This window comes from Candidatus Koribacter versatilis Ellin345, assembly GCF_000014005.1.
Taxonomy (GTDB): domain Bacteria; phylum Acidobacteriota; class Terriglobia; order Terriglobales; family Acidobacteriaceae; genus Korobacter; species Korobacter versatilis_A.
Map to the genome: position 1 here is coordinate 760,378 of NC_008009.1, position 14,370 is coordinate 774,747.

A 14,370-nucleotide genomic window follows, 5' to 3' on the forward strand; every position below is an offset into this window, starting at 1 on the left:
GGTTGGGCAGGTATCGCCAGAGCGGGCGGTCGCACCTGCCGGTCCTCAGCAAGGCGAAAGAGGGAGTACTTTCGCCTTTTGTTCGCCTTGCAGATTAGCGCGGGGAGGGGGGTGTGTCAAGTGGGAAGGAAAATAAAAACCCCATCCTGCTGCGAGAATTGACGCGAGCAGGACGGGGTTTTGAGCGTTACTTTTGTTCGTCCGCCGGCGCCGCTCCTGCAGGTTTCTGCCAGATTGCCGGGTCGATGATGGGGTTGAAGGTCCACTGCTTCACGGTTTCTTTTGCGGTGACCTTGCCGTTGTCGGTTACGGTGCGCGAGGTGTAGAGGGTAACGCCGTTGACCGGTTTCCAATCGGCGTAGTCGGCGGTACGGCTCACGGGACCGGCTTGCGCCATGGCCGAGTACTCGCTGCGCAGCGGCAGGTTGCTCTTTGGGTCCAGATACCAGGTGGCGTCGGCGCCGTCGGCGTTAATCTTCAGCACGTTGGCTTCGACGTCGCCGATTTTCTTTGTACCGGCGGCGGCGAAGGTGTACTTGGGATCGTCGGCGTGTTGCGCCACGGCGATGACATCGCGCTTGAGGCCTTTGAGAGCGTCTTCGCGCGCGGGGCCGGGCATATCTCCGGACTGGCCGCCGGCAGCCATGAATCCGCTGCTCGACGTAGCGGCCATGACCATCTTGCCCATGGGCGTGGAGATCTGCAGATGGACGCGGTCCGGATATTGCACGATGCTGTCGGTTTGGACCGTCATTTCGCCTTGCGGCGTGTTGCGTACCGTGTCGGATTGCTGTTCGACGGCCTTGATCGCGGCAACTTTCTCTTTGCCGCCGATGGCCTGCACGAACTTCGCGGCCAGCGCCTTGCCTTCCGGATTGCTCGCGGCAGGTGCGGCTTCGGCAGCGCCTTCACCCTGCGCTTCACCGGTCGGAGTAGGGATGGTGATGTCGATCGGTATCACCTTGCCGAGGGAGTCGAGCTTTTGCGCGCCCATCTCAGAGGAGTTGCCGACGACGAGGGTCGCCATCTGGTCTTTGTGAACATACTTCTGCGCCACGCGCGCGACGTCTTCCGAAGTGACTTTCTCTACGTTGGCGCGGTACTGCTCGAGAAAGTCGAGCGGGTAGTGGTAGAACTCGTAGGCCATCTTTTCGCGCAGGACCTTTTCCGGTGTATCGAAGTTGAAGATGAACGAGTTCAGGATGGCGGCCTTGGCGCGCGTGAGTTCCTCCGCGCTGGGCGGCGTTTTCACGAGGTCGTCGATTTGCGCGTTGAGCGACTGGATCGCTTCGACGGTGGTCACGCTCTTGGTGCCCATGCCGATGCGGAAGACGCCCGGATGGTCAAACGACGCGCCGATGCTGCCGTATACCGCGTACGCGAGTCCTTGCTTGGTGCGGATGTTCGAGAACAAGCGCGACGAGAAACCGCCGCCAAAGACTTCGTTCATCACTTCGACCGCGTAGTAGTCGGGGTTGTTGCGCTCGATGCCGAGCGAGACCATGCGGATTTCGCTCTGGTTGACGTCTGGCTTTTCGACGAAATAGATTCCGGGCGCAGCGGTTTTGAAGTCAGCGTGGAAGGCTGGCGCGTCGGGACCCTTCGGCCAGCTTTCGAAGGCGGCGCGCAGTTTCTGTTCCATCTGCTTGGCGTCGAAGTCACCGACCATGCCAATGATGATGTTGTTGGGATAGACGTACTTCTGGTGCCACTGCACGAGGTCCTCGTGCGTCACGGCCGCAACCGTGGCGTACTCCGGTGTCCGGGCGTAGGGATTGTCCTTGCCGTAGGCGAGTTTTCCGGCTTCGCGGCCGGCGATGCTGCCGATCTGGTCGTTACGGCGCGAGATCGACGAGCCCATTTCTTCTTTCGCGAGCTCGAGCTTGTCGTCGCGGAAGGCTGGGTTTTGCAGGATGTCGGCAAAGATGGGGAAGACGGTGTCGAGGTCTTGCTTCAGGCAGCTGAACGCGATGGTGGTGGAGTCGGCATTACCATCGGTTTCGATTTTGGCGGCGCGGGCTTCGAGCAGGTCGTCGAGTTCGTCACCGGTTTTGGTCTTGGTGCCGCCGGTGCGCCATACGTCGCCGTAGATGTCGACGAGACCGACTTTGGCGGCGGGCTCATTGCGCGAGCCGCCACGAATGCGCATGGTGGCGTCAATCAGCGGAAGCTCGTGATCTTCCTGGAGGAAAATGACCATGCCGTTGGAGAGCTCGATGCGCGTGGGCTCAGCGGGTTTGAAGGCGGGAAGCGTGGGCGTGGGAATGCGCTCCCACTCACCCTTTTCCTTCGGGGTTCTCTGCGCGAACGAAGCCGTGCAGACGAACAACGTGGCGACGAGGAAGAACAGCGTGAATTTCTTCATTATTGCTGCGCTCCCTTCTGCGGCGCCGCGGTCTGAATGGTCGCGATGGAGCGGTTGGTTTCGGTGAAGATCTGGTTGGCGATGCGGCGAACGTCAGCCTTGGTCACCTTGTCGATGCGGTCCACCGACTTGAAGAGTTCGTGCCAATCGCCATAACGCGTCTGGTAAACCGCGAGTTCGTTGGCGAGGCCTTCGTTGCTGCCGAGGCGGCGGATCAAGCCGGCCTTCTCGCGCGTTTTGATCATCTGGAGTTCTTCGTCCGTCACGTCGGTGGTCTTGAGCTTGTTGATCTCCACGTGAATGGCGTCGGCGACTTCCTGCGTGGTGTGGCCTTGCGTGGGCAGCGCGTAAAAGACGAACAGGTGCGCGTACTTCACGCCGGGGAAGCCGCTGAAGCCGGCGGCGGCGAGGGCGATCTTCTTATCGCGCACCAGCGAGCGATAGAGGCGCGAGGTGCGGCCGTCGGAGAGCAGGTCGGTGATGACGTCGTAGACGGCGTCGTCGGCGTTCATGTAGTCGGGACGGTGATAGCCCTCGAGGTAGTAGGGCTGCGACGCGTCGGTGAGCTTCACGATGCGCTCGGAATTCTGCGGCGGCTCGACGGAAGTTTCGTCAATCGGCTTGGGACCCGACGGAATGCGCGCGAAGTACTTCTCGAGAATCGGCATCACCTTGGCGGGATCGAGATCGCCGACCAGGCCGATGACCATGTTGCTGGGAATGTAATACGTGTGGAAGAACTTCTCGGCATCGGTGGCGGAGAAGGTTTGGAGGTCGCTGTAGTAGCCGACGGTCGGCCGATGATACGGGCTGGCGGTGAAGGACGCCGCGGTGAACTGCTCGATGAGGCGGCCGACGGGCGAGCTCTCGGTGCGCATGCGGCGCTCTTCGACGACGACATCGCGCTCCTTGTAGAACTCGCGCATCACCGGATGCAGGAAGCGCTCGGACTCGAGATACGCCCAGAGTTCGAACTTGTTCACCGGCATGGAGTAGAGGTAGTCGGTGGAGTCCCACGAGGTGGAGGCGTTCATGCCCTCGCCGCCGGCGCTTTCGACGATCTGCCCGAACTGGTTGGGAATGACGTACTTGTTGGCGTCGGCGATCGTGTCTTTCCAGGCCTTCTGGAGAGAGGCGACCTTGGCATCGTCGCGGCCCACGCGCTTGTCACGCTCGTCGATGTAGGCGGTGTAGGCGGTCTCGACCTTTGCCAAAGCTGCTTTCTCGGCGGGCCAGTCGGTGGTGCCGATGGTCGGCGTGCCCTTGAAGGCCATGTGCTCGAACATGTGCGCGAGGCCGGTGCGTCCGCGAGGATCTTGCGAAGAGCCGGCATCGACGACCGTATAGAAGGAGAAGACGGGCGCTTCATGACGTTCGCAGATGACGATCGTCAGGCCGTTGGGCAGCTTCTTCACGGTAACGCGCTTTTCAAAAGAAGCCTCGTCTTGCGCGGCGAGGAATGAGGAGAGCAACAGCAGCGCGAAGACGAGCTTCGCGACAGGGCATTTCATGGAGCCTCCAAAGGCCAAAAGGCTAGGGTAAGGGCGGGGGAAGGGGGAGGTCAATTTTGCGGGGACGAGTGGTGGGGGAAGAAGGAAGAAATCCTTCATCTATGGCCACCGTAAGGACACTGGTGAAAATAGACCGATCGCTAATCGCTCCTTCCGAAAAGCGATTGATCGCCACCTCCCCGATCAACCTTGTTCCTCAACGCCGTTCGACAAGGAAGGGGCCTAGCGCCATTGCGTCTAGATTCGTGCGGAGGAAAGTCCGTACCGCATCGGCGGGCGAACATACGATTGGTTCGTCGGCGTCGTTGAACGAGGTGTTGAGCAATACGGGATGGCCCGTCAGTTTTCCGAATGCAGTCAGGAGAGCATGAAACAACGGGTCGTCGGTTCGGTCGACGGTTTGGGCGCGGCAGGTTCCAAAGTGAACCACCGCGGGTATCCGGTTCTCAGCTTCCTTTTTCACCGGCACCACGAACTGCATATACGGTGAAGCGCCGTCCAACTCGAAATACTGGTTCACGCATTCGCGAGGTACAGCGCCTGCGAATGGTCGAAATCGCTCGCGATGCTTGATGCGCTCATTCACCACGTCCTTCATTTCCGCCGACAGAGGACTTGCCAAGATACTCCTGTGTCCAAGCGCCCGTGGACCATATTCCATCCGACCCTGAAACCAACCGAGAACTTGTCCTTGCGCAAGGCGCTGAGCCACCTCATTCGCAAGTTCCGCGGGACGGTTGTAGCGGACGGCATTTGCCTGATCCAGGACGGCTTGTATTTCGCGCTCCGCATATGCTGGGCCGGTGAATGCAGAAAAATCCAGGTCCGTGCGCTTAAGGTTCTTTTCGTGGTAAGCGAACAGAGCCGCTCCCAATGCTCCTCCGTGATCTCCGGGTACGGGCGGAACGTGCACTCGCTCGAAAAGGCCGGAGCGAAGGATTTTTCCGTTTAAAACAGAGTTCTGAAAGACCCCGCCGGCAAGACAAAGGTCCGGTGCGCTTGTCTCTTTCCGGAGGTGCGCCAGCAGATGAAATACGACGTCCTCGGTTAGCTTCTGCAAGGCCGCCGCAAGATCGAAGTGGACCTGCTCAAGCGGTTCATCCGGCTTGCGTTGTGCGATCCCGAATGTCCGGCAGAGCATCGTCTCGCAATATCCAGGCTTGAACACCATCGCGGTGCGATCGGTGCGATACCTTCCTCTGGGCAACAATTCAACGAGCGAGCGGTATTGAGCCGCGAAGCGCGTCGGATTCCCATACGACGCCATGCCCATCACCTTGTACTCATCCCAGGCGGCGCGCATGCCAAGGAAATCCGTGATCATGCCGTAGAGGATTCCAATGGAATCAGGAGAATAGATGGAGCGGATGTGACGATAGCGGGTTGCGTTCCACTCACCCAGCGAACCGCTCTCGTCTTCGCCCTGGCCATCGATGGTGAGGACAGCGGCGCTGTCGAATGGAGAAGTGTAGTAGGCGCACGCCGAGTGGCCCATGTGGTGCGAGACGCCGCGGCACCTTGGAAGAGCGCTTCCAAGTTCGGCGGAAAAGCGGCTTGCAATCCGTTGGGGTGACATCAGGTCACGTATCACGCGCATTCCGGCGATCGCGAGTTGCGGCCCTGAGAACAAAGGCACACGGTGCACATGGTTGAGATTCATGTGCAGGAACTTTCTGCCGGTGATCGCCCAAGGGTACGCGACGGTGTCAATGTCGCCGATTTCTAATCCGGTCGTTTGCAGCGCGGCGTTCAGGGCACCGATCGGAAAGCTCGACGTGTGTTTCTGGCGGGAGAATCGTTCCTCTTCGGCAGCAAAAAGCACCTCGCCGTCCCGCACCAGCGCCACGGCCGCGTCGTGCCCAACAAAACGTAAGCCGTAGTGTTGACGGTAGTATTCGCCGTTCTGAATACCGGAGAAGCCAAGTACGACCATGGGCAACTCTAACTCAACTCTTTTCTTCGCTTGACATCTTTAGTGAACACGTTCACTAATATTAGAACACGTTCAAATATGAATCGCAAGCGGCCTGTGTAGCGCCAGATGAAATAGGAGAACCAAGTGAAGATCGTGATCCCGGGTGAGTCTGGACAAGTCGGAACGATTTTGGCTCGCGCCTTTCACCGCGACGAGCATGAAGTGGTTGTGCTCAGCCGCCGTGCACAGGTCCAGCCGTGGCGCGTCATCGTATGGGATGGGGCAGCGCTCGGCGATTGGGCAAAAGAACTGGATGGCTGCGACGTGGTGATCAACCTCGCGGGGCGCAGCGTCAATTGCCGATACTCAGAGGCCAATCGGAAGGAAATCCTCGACTCCCGCGTGTTGTCGACACGAGTCGTCGGGCAAGCGATTGCGAATGCCGGGCGGCCGCCGCGCGTGTGGCTGCAGGCGAGCACCGCCACGATCTACTCGCATCGTTACGACGGCCCGAATGACGAGATATCGGGTCTCCTCGGCGGCGAGGAACCCAACGCCCCGAGTTCCTGGCGATTCAGCATCGAGGTTGCCCGCGCCTGGGAAGGCGCGTTCCATGAAGCGAAGACCGTCCACACCCGCAAGGTCGCGCTGCGTTCGGCAATGACGCTGAGCCCCGATCGCGGTGGAGTGTTCGATGCGCTTGTTGGCCTGATGCGGCATGGCCTGGGCGGGCGCGCCGGCGATGGGCGGCAGTTTATGTCGTGGATTCACTACGAGGACTTCGTGGCGGCCACTGGCTGGCTGATCGATCACGACGACATCGAGGGAATCGTTAACGTCGCCGCTCCGGCTCCGTTGCCGAACGCAGAGTTCATGCGTGCGCTGCGGGCTGCTTTCGGGATGCCGCTTGGACTCCCTGCTAGCAAACGGATGCTGGAGATCGGCGCCGTCTTCCTTCGGACGGAAACCGAACTCATTTTGAAGAGCCGTCGAGTGGTTCCAACCAGATTGCTTGATCATGGATTCAAGTTCAGATTTCCGACGTGGTCGGATGCGGCAGGCCACCTCTGCCGACAATGGCTGCTGACCCGCAGCCAACAAAAAAGGCTGGCGCGGAGGACGCCAGCCGGAGGCAACGAGTTCAACTGTGTTAGAAGCGGAAGATCCCTGAGAATTCCATGATTCTCGGTTGGGTCAGCGTGCCGGAGTATTGGCCGAGGCTGCCCGAGTCCCATTCCGTCTGCATGTAGTTGTAGGCGTCGAAGCGGGTGCTGTTGGTCACGTTGAACACGCTCCAGCGCAGCTGGAAAGAATTGCTTTCCTTGATCTTCCAGTTCTTCGAAATGCTCATGTCCACGGCGAAGTAGCCATCGCCGCGGATGTTGTTACGACTTCCGCTCTGTCCGGGGTAGGCGTAGTCAAACGGGCCGCCGCTGGCTGCATCGAGCGAGGCCTGCGTGGGGTTCTTGAAGATCCACGGAGTGCCGTTGATGATGGTTGTGCCAGTGGCGATTTTGTTGCCGGTGGTGTTGGCCCAACCCATTTCATCCCAGTTGGTCGGCCAGACGTAGCCCATAAACATGCTGACCGGGTAACCCGAAGACCAGCGGGTGGTGCCGTTGAGTTGCCATCCGCCGAGGAAGGTATCCATCCAGCGGTTCATGTCGTTGCCGAACTTCTTGCCGCGCCCGAAGGGCAAGTCAGCCACCCAGTAGGCATTGATCTGGTGGCGCAGGTCGAAGTCGCTGGGGCCATACATCTGGTTAACGTCGAACGGATTGATGATGCTCGACGTCAGATAGTGCGCGCCGCGTTCTGACTGCGACTCGATATCCATTGACTTGGAGTAGGTGTAGTTAAAGCCGAAGCTGACTCCGTTACTCACGTCCTTGCGCAGGCTGACCTGGAGTCCGTGGTAATTGGAGTGACCGATGCTGCGCCAATCCCAAAGGGACGAGTATTGGCTGTTGTAATAGCTGTTGAAACCGCCGATGGGCTCGAGTCCCGGCAGGTAGCCGAGGTCGATGTTATAGAGGCCGGAGGTTTCGTTGTAGAGGCTGCCGCAACCCGGGCCGAAGGCGTCGTAAATCGCTTGCAGCATGTTGGCGGTCGAGCCGTCCTGGCTGCAATACGCATACGATCCCGTGTTCTTCATCATGTTCTGCCAATACGCCGCCGTGGGGCCGATGGCGGAAGGCGTAATCGAGCCTTCGGGTACACCGGCGCGCCACATCTGCGAGAGGCGTGTTGCCGCCTGGTAGTAGCTGATGCCCGACTTCGGATCAATCAGGTTCAGGGGCGCAGCAATGTCGTCGAGCCCGAGGATGCGATGGCCGAAGTGGCCGACATAGCCAAGATCGAGGACCATCTTCCAAGGAAGTTCACGCTGGATGGAGAAGTTCACCGCGTAGGAATACGGTGTCTTCACCGATTGATCGATGCCGCGCGCGATGGCTTCCACGCCGGAGTATTCGACGGGGAAATTAGACGGCGGTGCTCCGGGCATGATCTGGACACCGTCGCCATTGGTAACGGGAATCTCGTTCATGCTCGTGATGCGAGGTGCCGCAATGCAGTCCGCCGAGGAGCCGGGAGGGCATGCGAGCGTGAGCTGCGAGGCCGGGTTCGAGAGGTTCGTGGAAAGACCAAACGTGCCACCCGCGTCGTAGTGCAGCGCGAGCGCGGGGCCGAAGTTGTCGTAGTACATGCCGAAGCCGGCACGCAGAACGGTCTGGTGGTCACCGGTAAGTTTCTTCAACCAACTGTAATTCGGTTCGGGCGACCACGAAATGCCGATACGGGGGGCGAAGTTTTTCGTCTGCGCCGAGTAGAGGCCCGACCGGCCCCAGTAATTGCCGGAGGGTGCGAACGAGATCGGCGTGTAGCTGTTATCGGGGGTTCCTTGCAACATGCCGCCCGCGCGGCGATTGAACCAGGCGCCCATGTTGACGTCGGGAGTAACTTCCTGGCCTTTGGTTTCCGTAATTGGAGTCATCAACTGGTAGTTCAGGCCGTAGCTGATGGTGAGGTTCCGGCGTGCCTGCCAGGAGTCCTGGGCGTAGAGGATGTAGGTGTCGGTTGACCAATTGCGTGCGACCGGAGCGCCCTGCGCCATGGGATCGGCGGTGCTCGTGTTCTTGACGCTGTAGTTGTATTGCGCGTCAATCTCGCTGGCGATACCCATCATCGCCGCGAGCGGGAAGTCATAGCTATGGGTGAAGTTGCTCGCCACCGCGGGGTGGCAAGGTCCTCCGTGTGAGCAGCCATAGGCAGGGTCGAGAGGGTCGTTCTTGTTGGCGAATCCACCGTAGGCGAGCCAGTCGGCGTTGGTGAGTGCATCGCTGAACGAGCTGTTGTAGTTGGTGTCACTGCGGCGAATGAACAAAATATTTCCGCCGAACGAGAAGCTGTGCGTGCCTTTGGTCCAGGTCAGGGTGTCGGCGATATTGTGTACCGGGGCAATGAACTGGCTCGAGTAAGTAATGCCCTGGTCCATGTCGCGCATGAAGACCCAGGCTTGGCTGGAGTTGCCGAGGGTGCCGATGCTCTGATGGGTAATGCCGTAGCGCACGTTGTTCACCATGTGTGGTGTGAACGCCGCGGTGTAGCCAGCCACCAGGCCTTTGCTCAGATCAATGGTGCGGTACTGCGGGGAATCGCCGGGGAGGAAGGGAGCGCCGTCGTTGCTGTCATTGCGCGCTGCGCCACGCAGGAAGAGCGTGTGATTGCCATTCTTGGTGATGTTCCAGTCGAGGCGGCCGATGTACCAATTCTCACTGAGGCGCGTGGGCGCGGCCCAGCGATAGCCGCCATAGTTCGGTGCATCGTTCAACGCCGACTGGTTGGGTTGCGGGAAGCTGCCGTTGAAGTAGCTGAGAGCCGCGGAATTCGGGCCGACACCCAGCGGATCCATGAGGCCGAGTTCTGAGGCGGTGAGCGCGTTCCATCCGGCCTGGATAGGATAGGCGTTCCCGCTGATGCCGGTGACGGACTTGGCAGGACATTGCGAAGGAGTGTCGCAGGCGTACTGGATGATGCCGTCGCGGAGTGTCGTGCTGGGGATGTTGGCGAACTCACTCGCCGAGTAGGACTGTCGATGTCCTTCATAGTTGAAGAAGAAGAACAACCGGTCTTTGATGATCGGGCCGCCTACGTCGCCACCAAACGTGTTGTGTACGAGTTTCTCAGGAGTGTTCGGCTGGCCGTTGGCGATCTGCGCGTTCTTCAGGAAGAAGTCATTGGCTTCGCCGATGGTGTTGCGGTTGTACTCGTAGAGGTCACCGTGGAAGCGGTTGGTGCCGCTCTTGGTGACCATGGAGATTTGCGCGCCGGCGGAACGGCCTTGTTCGGCGGTGTAGTTCGAAGTCGTAACCCGGAACTCCTGGGTGGAGAAAGCGGTGGAGGGGAGAACACCGATGAAGGAGTAGCCGCTGAACTCGTCGTTGTTGCTGACACCGTCGAGGGTGATGTTGTTCTGGTCGCTATGCTCGCCGTTTACAGCGCCGGCGCGGGTGTCGTAGCTGTCGGCAAGAAGTTTGTCGCCGTTATACGCGACGCCCGGCTGGAAGCTGAGCAGCAGGGGCATGTTTTCGGAGCGGAGAGGAATCTGCTCGATCTCATCGCCGCCCATGTTGTGGCCAACGCTGGAATCGGTCGTATTTAGCAGCGGCGCTTCGCCCGTGACTTCGACCGTCTCGTTGGCGGCGCCCACCGCGAGGACGATATTTTCCGTTGCGGGCAGATTCACCTTCAGTGTGAGCTCGGGGCGCTCCATGGTTCGGAAGCCTTGCGCGGTGACCGTGAGTTTGTAGGCGCCCGGCATTAGCGACTCGAGATCATAGATACCTTTGTCGTTGCTTGTGGTCTGGCGAACCATGTTCGTTGCGGTGCTGGAGAGCGTCACCTTGGCCCCGGAGACGATTGCGCCCGTGGTATCAGTTACGGTGCCGTGTAAGGACGTGGTCGCCTGCGCCCCAGCAAGGAGCGGCAAACTTGTAAGGAGCAGGGCAAGAGCCACAAAACGAACAGTAACGTTCCAATACCGCATTTAGGTTCCTCCGCGATCAAGCCCGCTTCAGCAAGCAGGGCTGGAGTGAAACAAATGTGTAATGAATGTCGGCAACAACAGAAGCAGGATTGAGTTACAGGCCCCGTGTGGCGGGCGTAGGTAGCACGCACCGCTCTGTTTCTTCAGATGGGCGAGCATTTGATACCTCGCTTCAGAGGAAGTCAAGAGTGAATTTTAGATTTGCAACATTTGTTTCAGACTGAAAGGCGACTTGATCGCCAAGTTGCTTCGGAGCATTCTGCAATCGTCGACCGCCCAGACAAAGTGGTGCCGACGGGCCTCCAAACGGCTTCGCGGGAATAAAATGGAGAGGAACTTCTATTCCATCCAGGACGGGCCGATGAGCACTTATCAGGAGATCGTCGAACGCGAGCAGCAGTTCCTTCTCGGCACCTACGCGCGCTATCCGCTGGCATTGCAGCGGGGCAAGGGCGTTTATCTTTTCGACTTCGAGGGCAACAAGTATCTCGACATGCTGAGCGGGTTGGGCGTGAATGCGTTGGGACACGCGCATCCGCGGATCGTGAAGGTCATCCGCGACCAGGCGGCGAAAGTCATCCACCTCTCAAACCTCTATTACAACGAGTACCAGGGGTTGCTGGCGGAAAAGCTATGCAAGCTCTCGGGACTGCAGCGCGCGTTCTTCTCCAACAGCGGTACCGAGGCGATTGAAGGTGCGTTGAAGCTGGTGCGTGCCGCGGGGCACGATCGCGGGGGTGAGGCGAAAAGCAAAGTCGTGGCGCTGGATGGTTCGTTCCATGGACGCACGCTGGGCGCCCTCTCGCTCACCGGCCAGCCGAAGTATCGGAAGAACTTCGACCCGCTGCCGGGTGCAGTGCAGTTCATCGACCGCAACGACATCGAGCAACTGAACGCGGCGGTCTCGGATGAGACCTGCGCGATCGTGATCGAGCCAATCCAGGGCGAAGGCGGGATTCGTCCCGCAAGTGTGGAGTTTTTGAAAGCAGCACGCGAGGCGGCGACACGACACAACGCAGCTCTGATTTTCGACGAGATTCAATGTGGCATGGGACGCACCGGCACCATGTTCGCGTTCCAGTACTTCGGCGTGAAGCCGGATGTAGTCTGCCTGGCGAAGCCAATTGCGGCAGGCCTGCCGCTGGGCGCGTTCCTGGTGACAGAAGAATTGGGGGCGGCGATGTCGGCGGGCAAGCACGGCACCACATTCGGTGGCGGACCTCTCGCGTCCCGCGTGGCGCTGGAATACTTCGCGATCCTCGAAGAAGAACATCGTCTGGAGCAGGTGCAGAGGGTCGGCGCCTACTTCACAGCGGAGTTGCAGAACCTGGTGGACAAATTCGAAATCGCGGTGGAGCAGCGCGGCGTGGGGATGATCCAGGCGCTGGAGTTGAGTGTTCCGGCGAAGGGATTTGTGGAAGGCGCAATCGCCGAGGGCGTGCTCTGGAACGTGACCCAGGAGAACGTCATTCGTTTCCTCCCGCCGTTTCTGACGGAAGAAAAGCACATCGATAAGGGAATTAAGACGCTGAAGAAGCTGCTGAAGGCCACGCAGAAGGAAGCGAAGGCGGCGAAGAAGGCAGAGAGCGCGGTCGCGGCGCAATAAAATCGGGGAGCCGAGGTGGGCTCCCCTAAGAAGCGACAGAGGCGATATATCGGTTAGTTAGAGTGGCTCGGTGGTGTGCCGGTTGCACGAAATGATTGAGGCGCAGCAAACATTCTTGGGCCAAACCACTGAGCACGATTTCACGCTCCCGACGGGCCATCGCATGCACTATCGGAAGGTAGGCAACGGCCCGCCCGTGGTGCTCATTCATGGGCTGATCGCGTCTTCCTTTTCATGGCGCTTTAATCTTCCTGCCCTGGCGCAGCACTTCACCTGCTACGCCGTAGATCTGTTGGGGATGGGCGACGCCGAGCGTCCTTCGGGAGTGGATGTGTCGCCGCGCGGGCTGGCCGAGGGGCTGGTGGCTTTCCTGAAGGCGCAGAGCGGCGGGCCGTGGAGCATCATTGGAACTTCACACGGCGGTGCAGTGGCAATCTGGCTGGCGCGGCTGGCTCGTGCGGCGGGACTGGAACTGAATCGGCTGGTGCTGTCGGCACCGGCGAATCCTTGGTCGCAGCATGGACGTCGGCTAGCTCCGTTCGCCGCGCATCCGATTTCGCGCGCGGTGGTGAAGGCTTCGCGATGGGCGTATATCCCGGTGCGACGCATGACGTTCTCGCGAATGTATGGCGACCGTCGGCTCATCACAAAAGAAACGCTGGCGGGCTATGCACGGCCATTGAAGATCAAGGGCACGGTGCCGCACTGCCTCGATCTGCTGAAAAACTGGGTGCGCAACGTCGATGAACTCGAGGGCGTCATGCGCGGGATTGATGTTCCTACGCTCCTGGTGTGGGGGACGAAGGACCGACTGGTGTATTTCTCTTCGGCGCAGCGAATGTTGGAGACGATTCCTGACGCGCGACTGCTGAAGATCGAAGGCGCTGGGCACCTGCCGTATGAAGAGCGTCCCGAAGAGTGGAATGCCGCCGTGGTACCTTTCCTGAGAGACGCACATTAGGTGGAGTTCCTCTTCGATTTTCTGCGCGAGCACTTCCAGCAGCATGGCTACTGGACGGTCGCCATTGCGCTGCTACTGGAAAATGCCGGCGTTCCGGTGCCGGGCGAAAGCATCCTGCTGTTCGCCTCGTTCGTCGCCTACTCACAGGGTACGATTCGCATTCCATTGCTGATCGTCGTGGCAATCGCATCGGCGGTGGCGGGCGACAATATCGGGTACTGGATCGGGCTGCGCGGCGGGCGCCCACTGCTGGAGAAGTACCAGAAGTTCTTCCGCATTTCGCATCAGACCCTGGTCAAGGGCGAGCAATCGTTCGAACGCTACGGGTCGGCGACGGTATTCATCGCCCGGTTTGTGTTCGGGCTGCGGATCATCTGCGGGCCGCTGGCCGGCGTGCTGCGGATGCCGTGGCGGCGCTTCCTGTTATTCAATGTTCTCGGCGCGACCGTGTGGGTGGTGGCTATGGTCACGATCGGAGCGCTCTTCGGCCGGCACTGGAACAAGGTCGTCGAGGTAATGGGCGGCGTGAATGCCGTGATATTTGTGGCGGTAGCGATCGCGTTGTTCCTGGCTTGGCGGCATTTTCGTCGCCGCCGCTGATTTCCAAGCCAGATTCATCAAACTCTTACGTTGTTAGCCGATGATGTACGTATGCCGGAATTTTCCTGCGGCGTTTTGGGAAAGTTGGCATCCAATGGGCAAATGGCAATCACCCGGCTCAAACGCGCGATATGGCTGTTGATCGGCTGGGTGTTGCTCGTTGCCGGCATCGTTGGACTCTTCCTGCCATTTCCCGGGTTCGCGCTGATCGTGCTTGGATTGCTCACGCTATCTTCGGAATATGTCTGGGCGAACAACCTGATCGGACGACTGCGCGGCCGTTTTCCAAAGACGGTGAACGCAGTTGAGAAGTACTCCGGGCGCGCCACTTCCGCCGACTGAGCGGGTATCCGCGATAGAATCGC

At 59.7% G+C, this 14,370-nt stretch carries 9 protein-coding genes; 5 read left to right on the forward strand and 4 right to left on the reverse strand.

The window, feature by feature from the left end; translation table 11 throughout:
• Nucleotides 1–187 precede the first annotated feature (187 nt).
• The 3 genes from ACID345_RS03175 to ACID345_RS03185 form a co-directional block, all read right to left on the reverse strand.
• Nucleotides 188–2,365 carry an insulinase family protein gene (locus ACID345_RS03175; RefSeq protein ID WP_011521428.1) on the reverse strand — a complete coding sequence of 726 codons (2,178 nt, stop codon included), beginning with the start codon at nucleotides 2,363–2,365 and terminating at the stop codon, nucleotides 188–190.
• Entirely contained in the window at nucleotides 2,365–3,876 is a 1,512-nt protein-coding gene (locus ACID345_RS03180; RefSeq protein WP_011521429.1) for a M16 family metallopeptidase, read from the reverse strand. The genes ACID345_RS03175 and ACID345_RS03180 overlap by 1 nt, the downstream gene beginning before the upstream one ends.
• Nucleotides 3,877–4,072: 196 nt before the next feature.
• On the reverse strand, nucleotides 4,073–5,809 hold the full coding sequence (locus ACID345_RS03185; protein ID WP_011521430.1) for a carbamoyltransferase family protein: 1,737 nt from the start codon (nucleotides 5,807–5,809) through the stop codon (nucleotides 4,073–4,075).
• Nucleotides 5,810–5,935: 126 nt separating this feature from the next.
• On the opposite strand from ACID345_RS03185, the gene ACID345_RS03190 reads away from it, so the two are divergent.
• A complete protein-coding gene (locus ACID345_RS03190; protein ID WP_011521431.1) occupies nucleotides 5,936–6,973 on the forward strand; it encodes a TIGR01777 family oxidoreductase in 1,038 nt (345 codons plus the stop codon).
• On the opposite strand, the gene ACID345_RS03195 is transcribed toward ACID345_RS03190, so the two are convergent.
• Nucleotides 6,942–10,838 (reverse strand): TonB-dependent receptor, encoded by a 3,897-nt coding sequence (locus ACID345_RS03195; protein ID WP_011521432.1) that lies wholly within the window; start codon nucleotides 10,836–10,838, stop codon nucleotides 6,942–6,944. The genes ACID345_RS03190 and ACID345_RS03195 overlap by 32 nt on opposite strands.
• Before the next feature lie 361 nt (nucleotides 10,839–11,199).
• On the opposite strand from ACID345_RS03195, the gene ACID345_RS03200 reads away from it, so the two are divergent.
• From ACID345_RS03200 to ACID345_RS03215, 4 genes are all read left to right on the forward strand, one after another.
• Nucleotides 11,200–12,444, forward strand: coding sequence for an aspartate aminotransferase family protein (locus ACID345_RS03200; protein WP_228370729.1), 1,245 nt, complete (start codon nucleotides 11,200–11,202; stop codon nucleotides 12,442–12,444).
• Between the two features lie 115 nt (nucleotides 12,445–12,559).
• Complete coding sequence (locus tag ACID345_RS03205) at nucleotides 12,560–13,405, forward strand: alpha/beta fold hydrolase (protein ID WP_187148931.1); 846 nt, start codon at nucleotides 12,560–12,562, stop codon at nucleotides 13,403–13,405.
• Nucleotides 13,406–14,005 (forward strand): DedA family protein, encoded by a 600-nt coding sequence (locus ACID345_RS03210; protein ID WP_011521435.1) that lies wholly within the window; start codon nucleotides 13,406–13,408, stop codon nucleotides 14,003–14,005.
• Nucleotides 14,006–14,107: 102 nt separating this feature from the next.
• A complete protein-coding gene (locus ACID345_RS03215; protein ID WP_041855395.1) occupies nucleotides 14,108–14,347 on the forward strand; it encodes a PGPGW domain-containing protein in 240 nt (79 codons plus the stop codon).
• The last annotated feature ends 23 nt before the right edge of the window (nucleotides 14,348–14,370 follow it).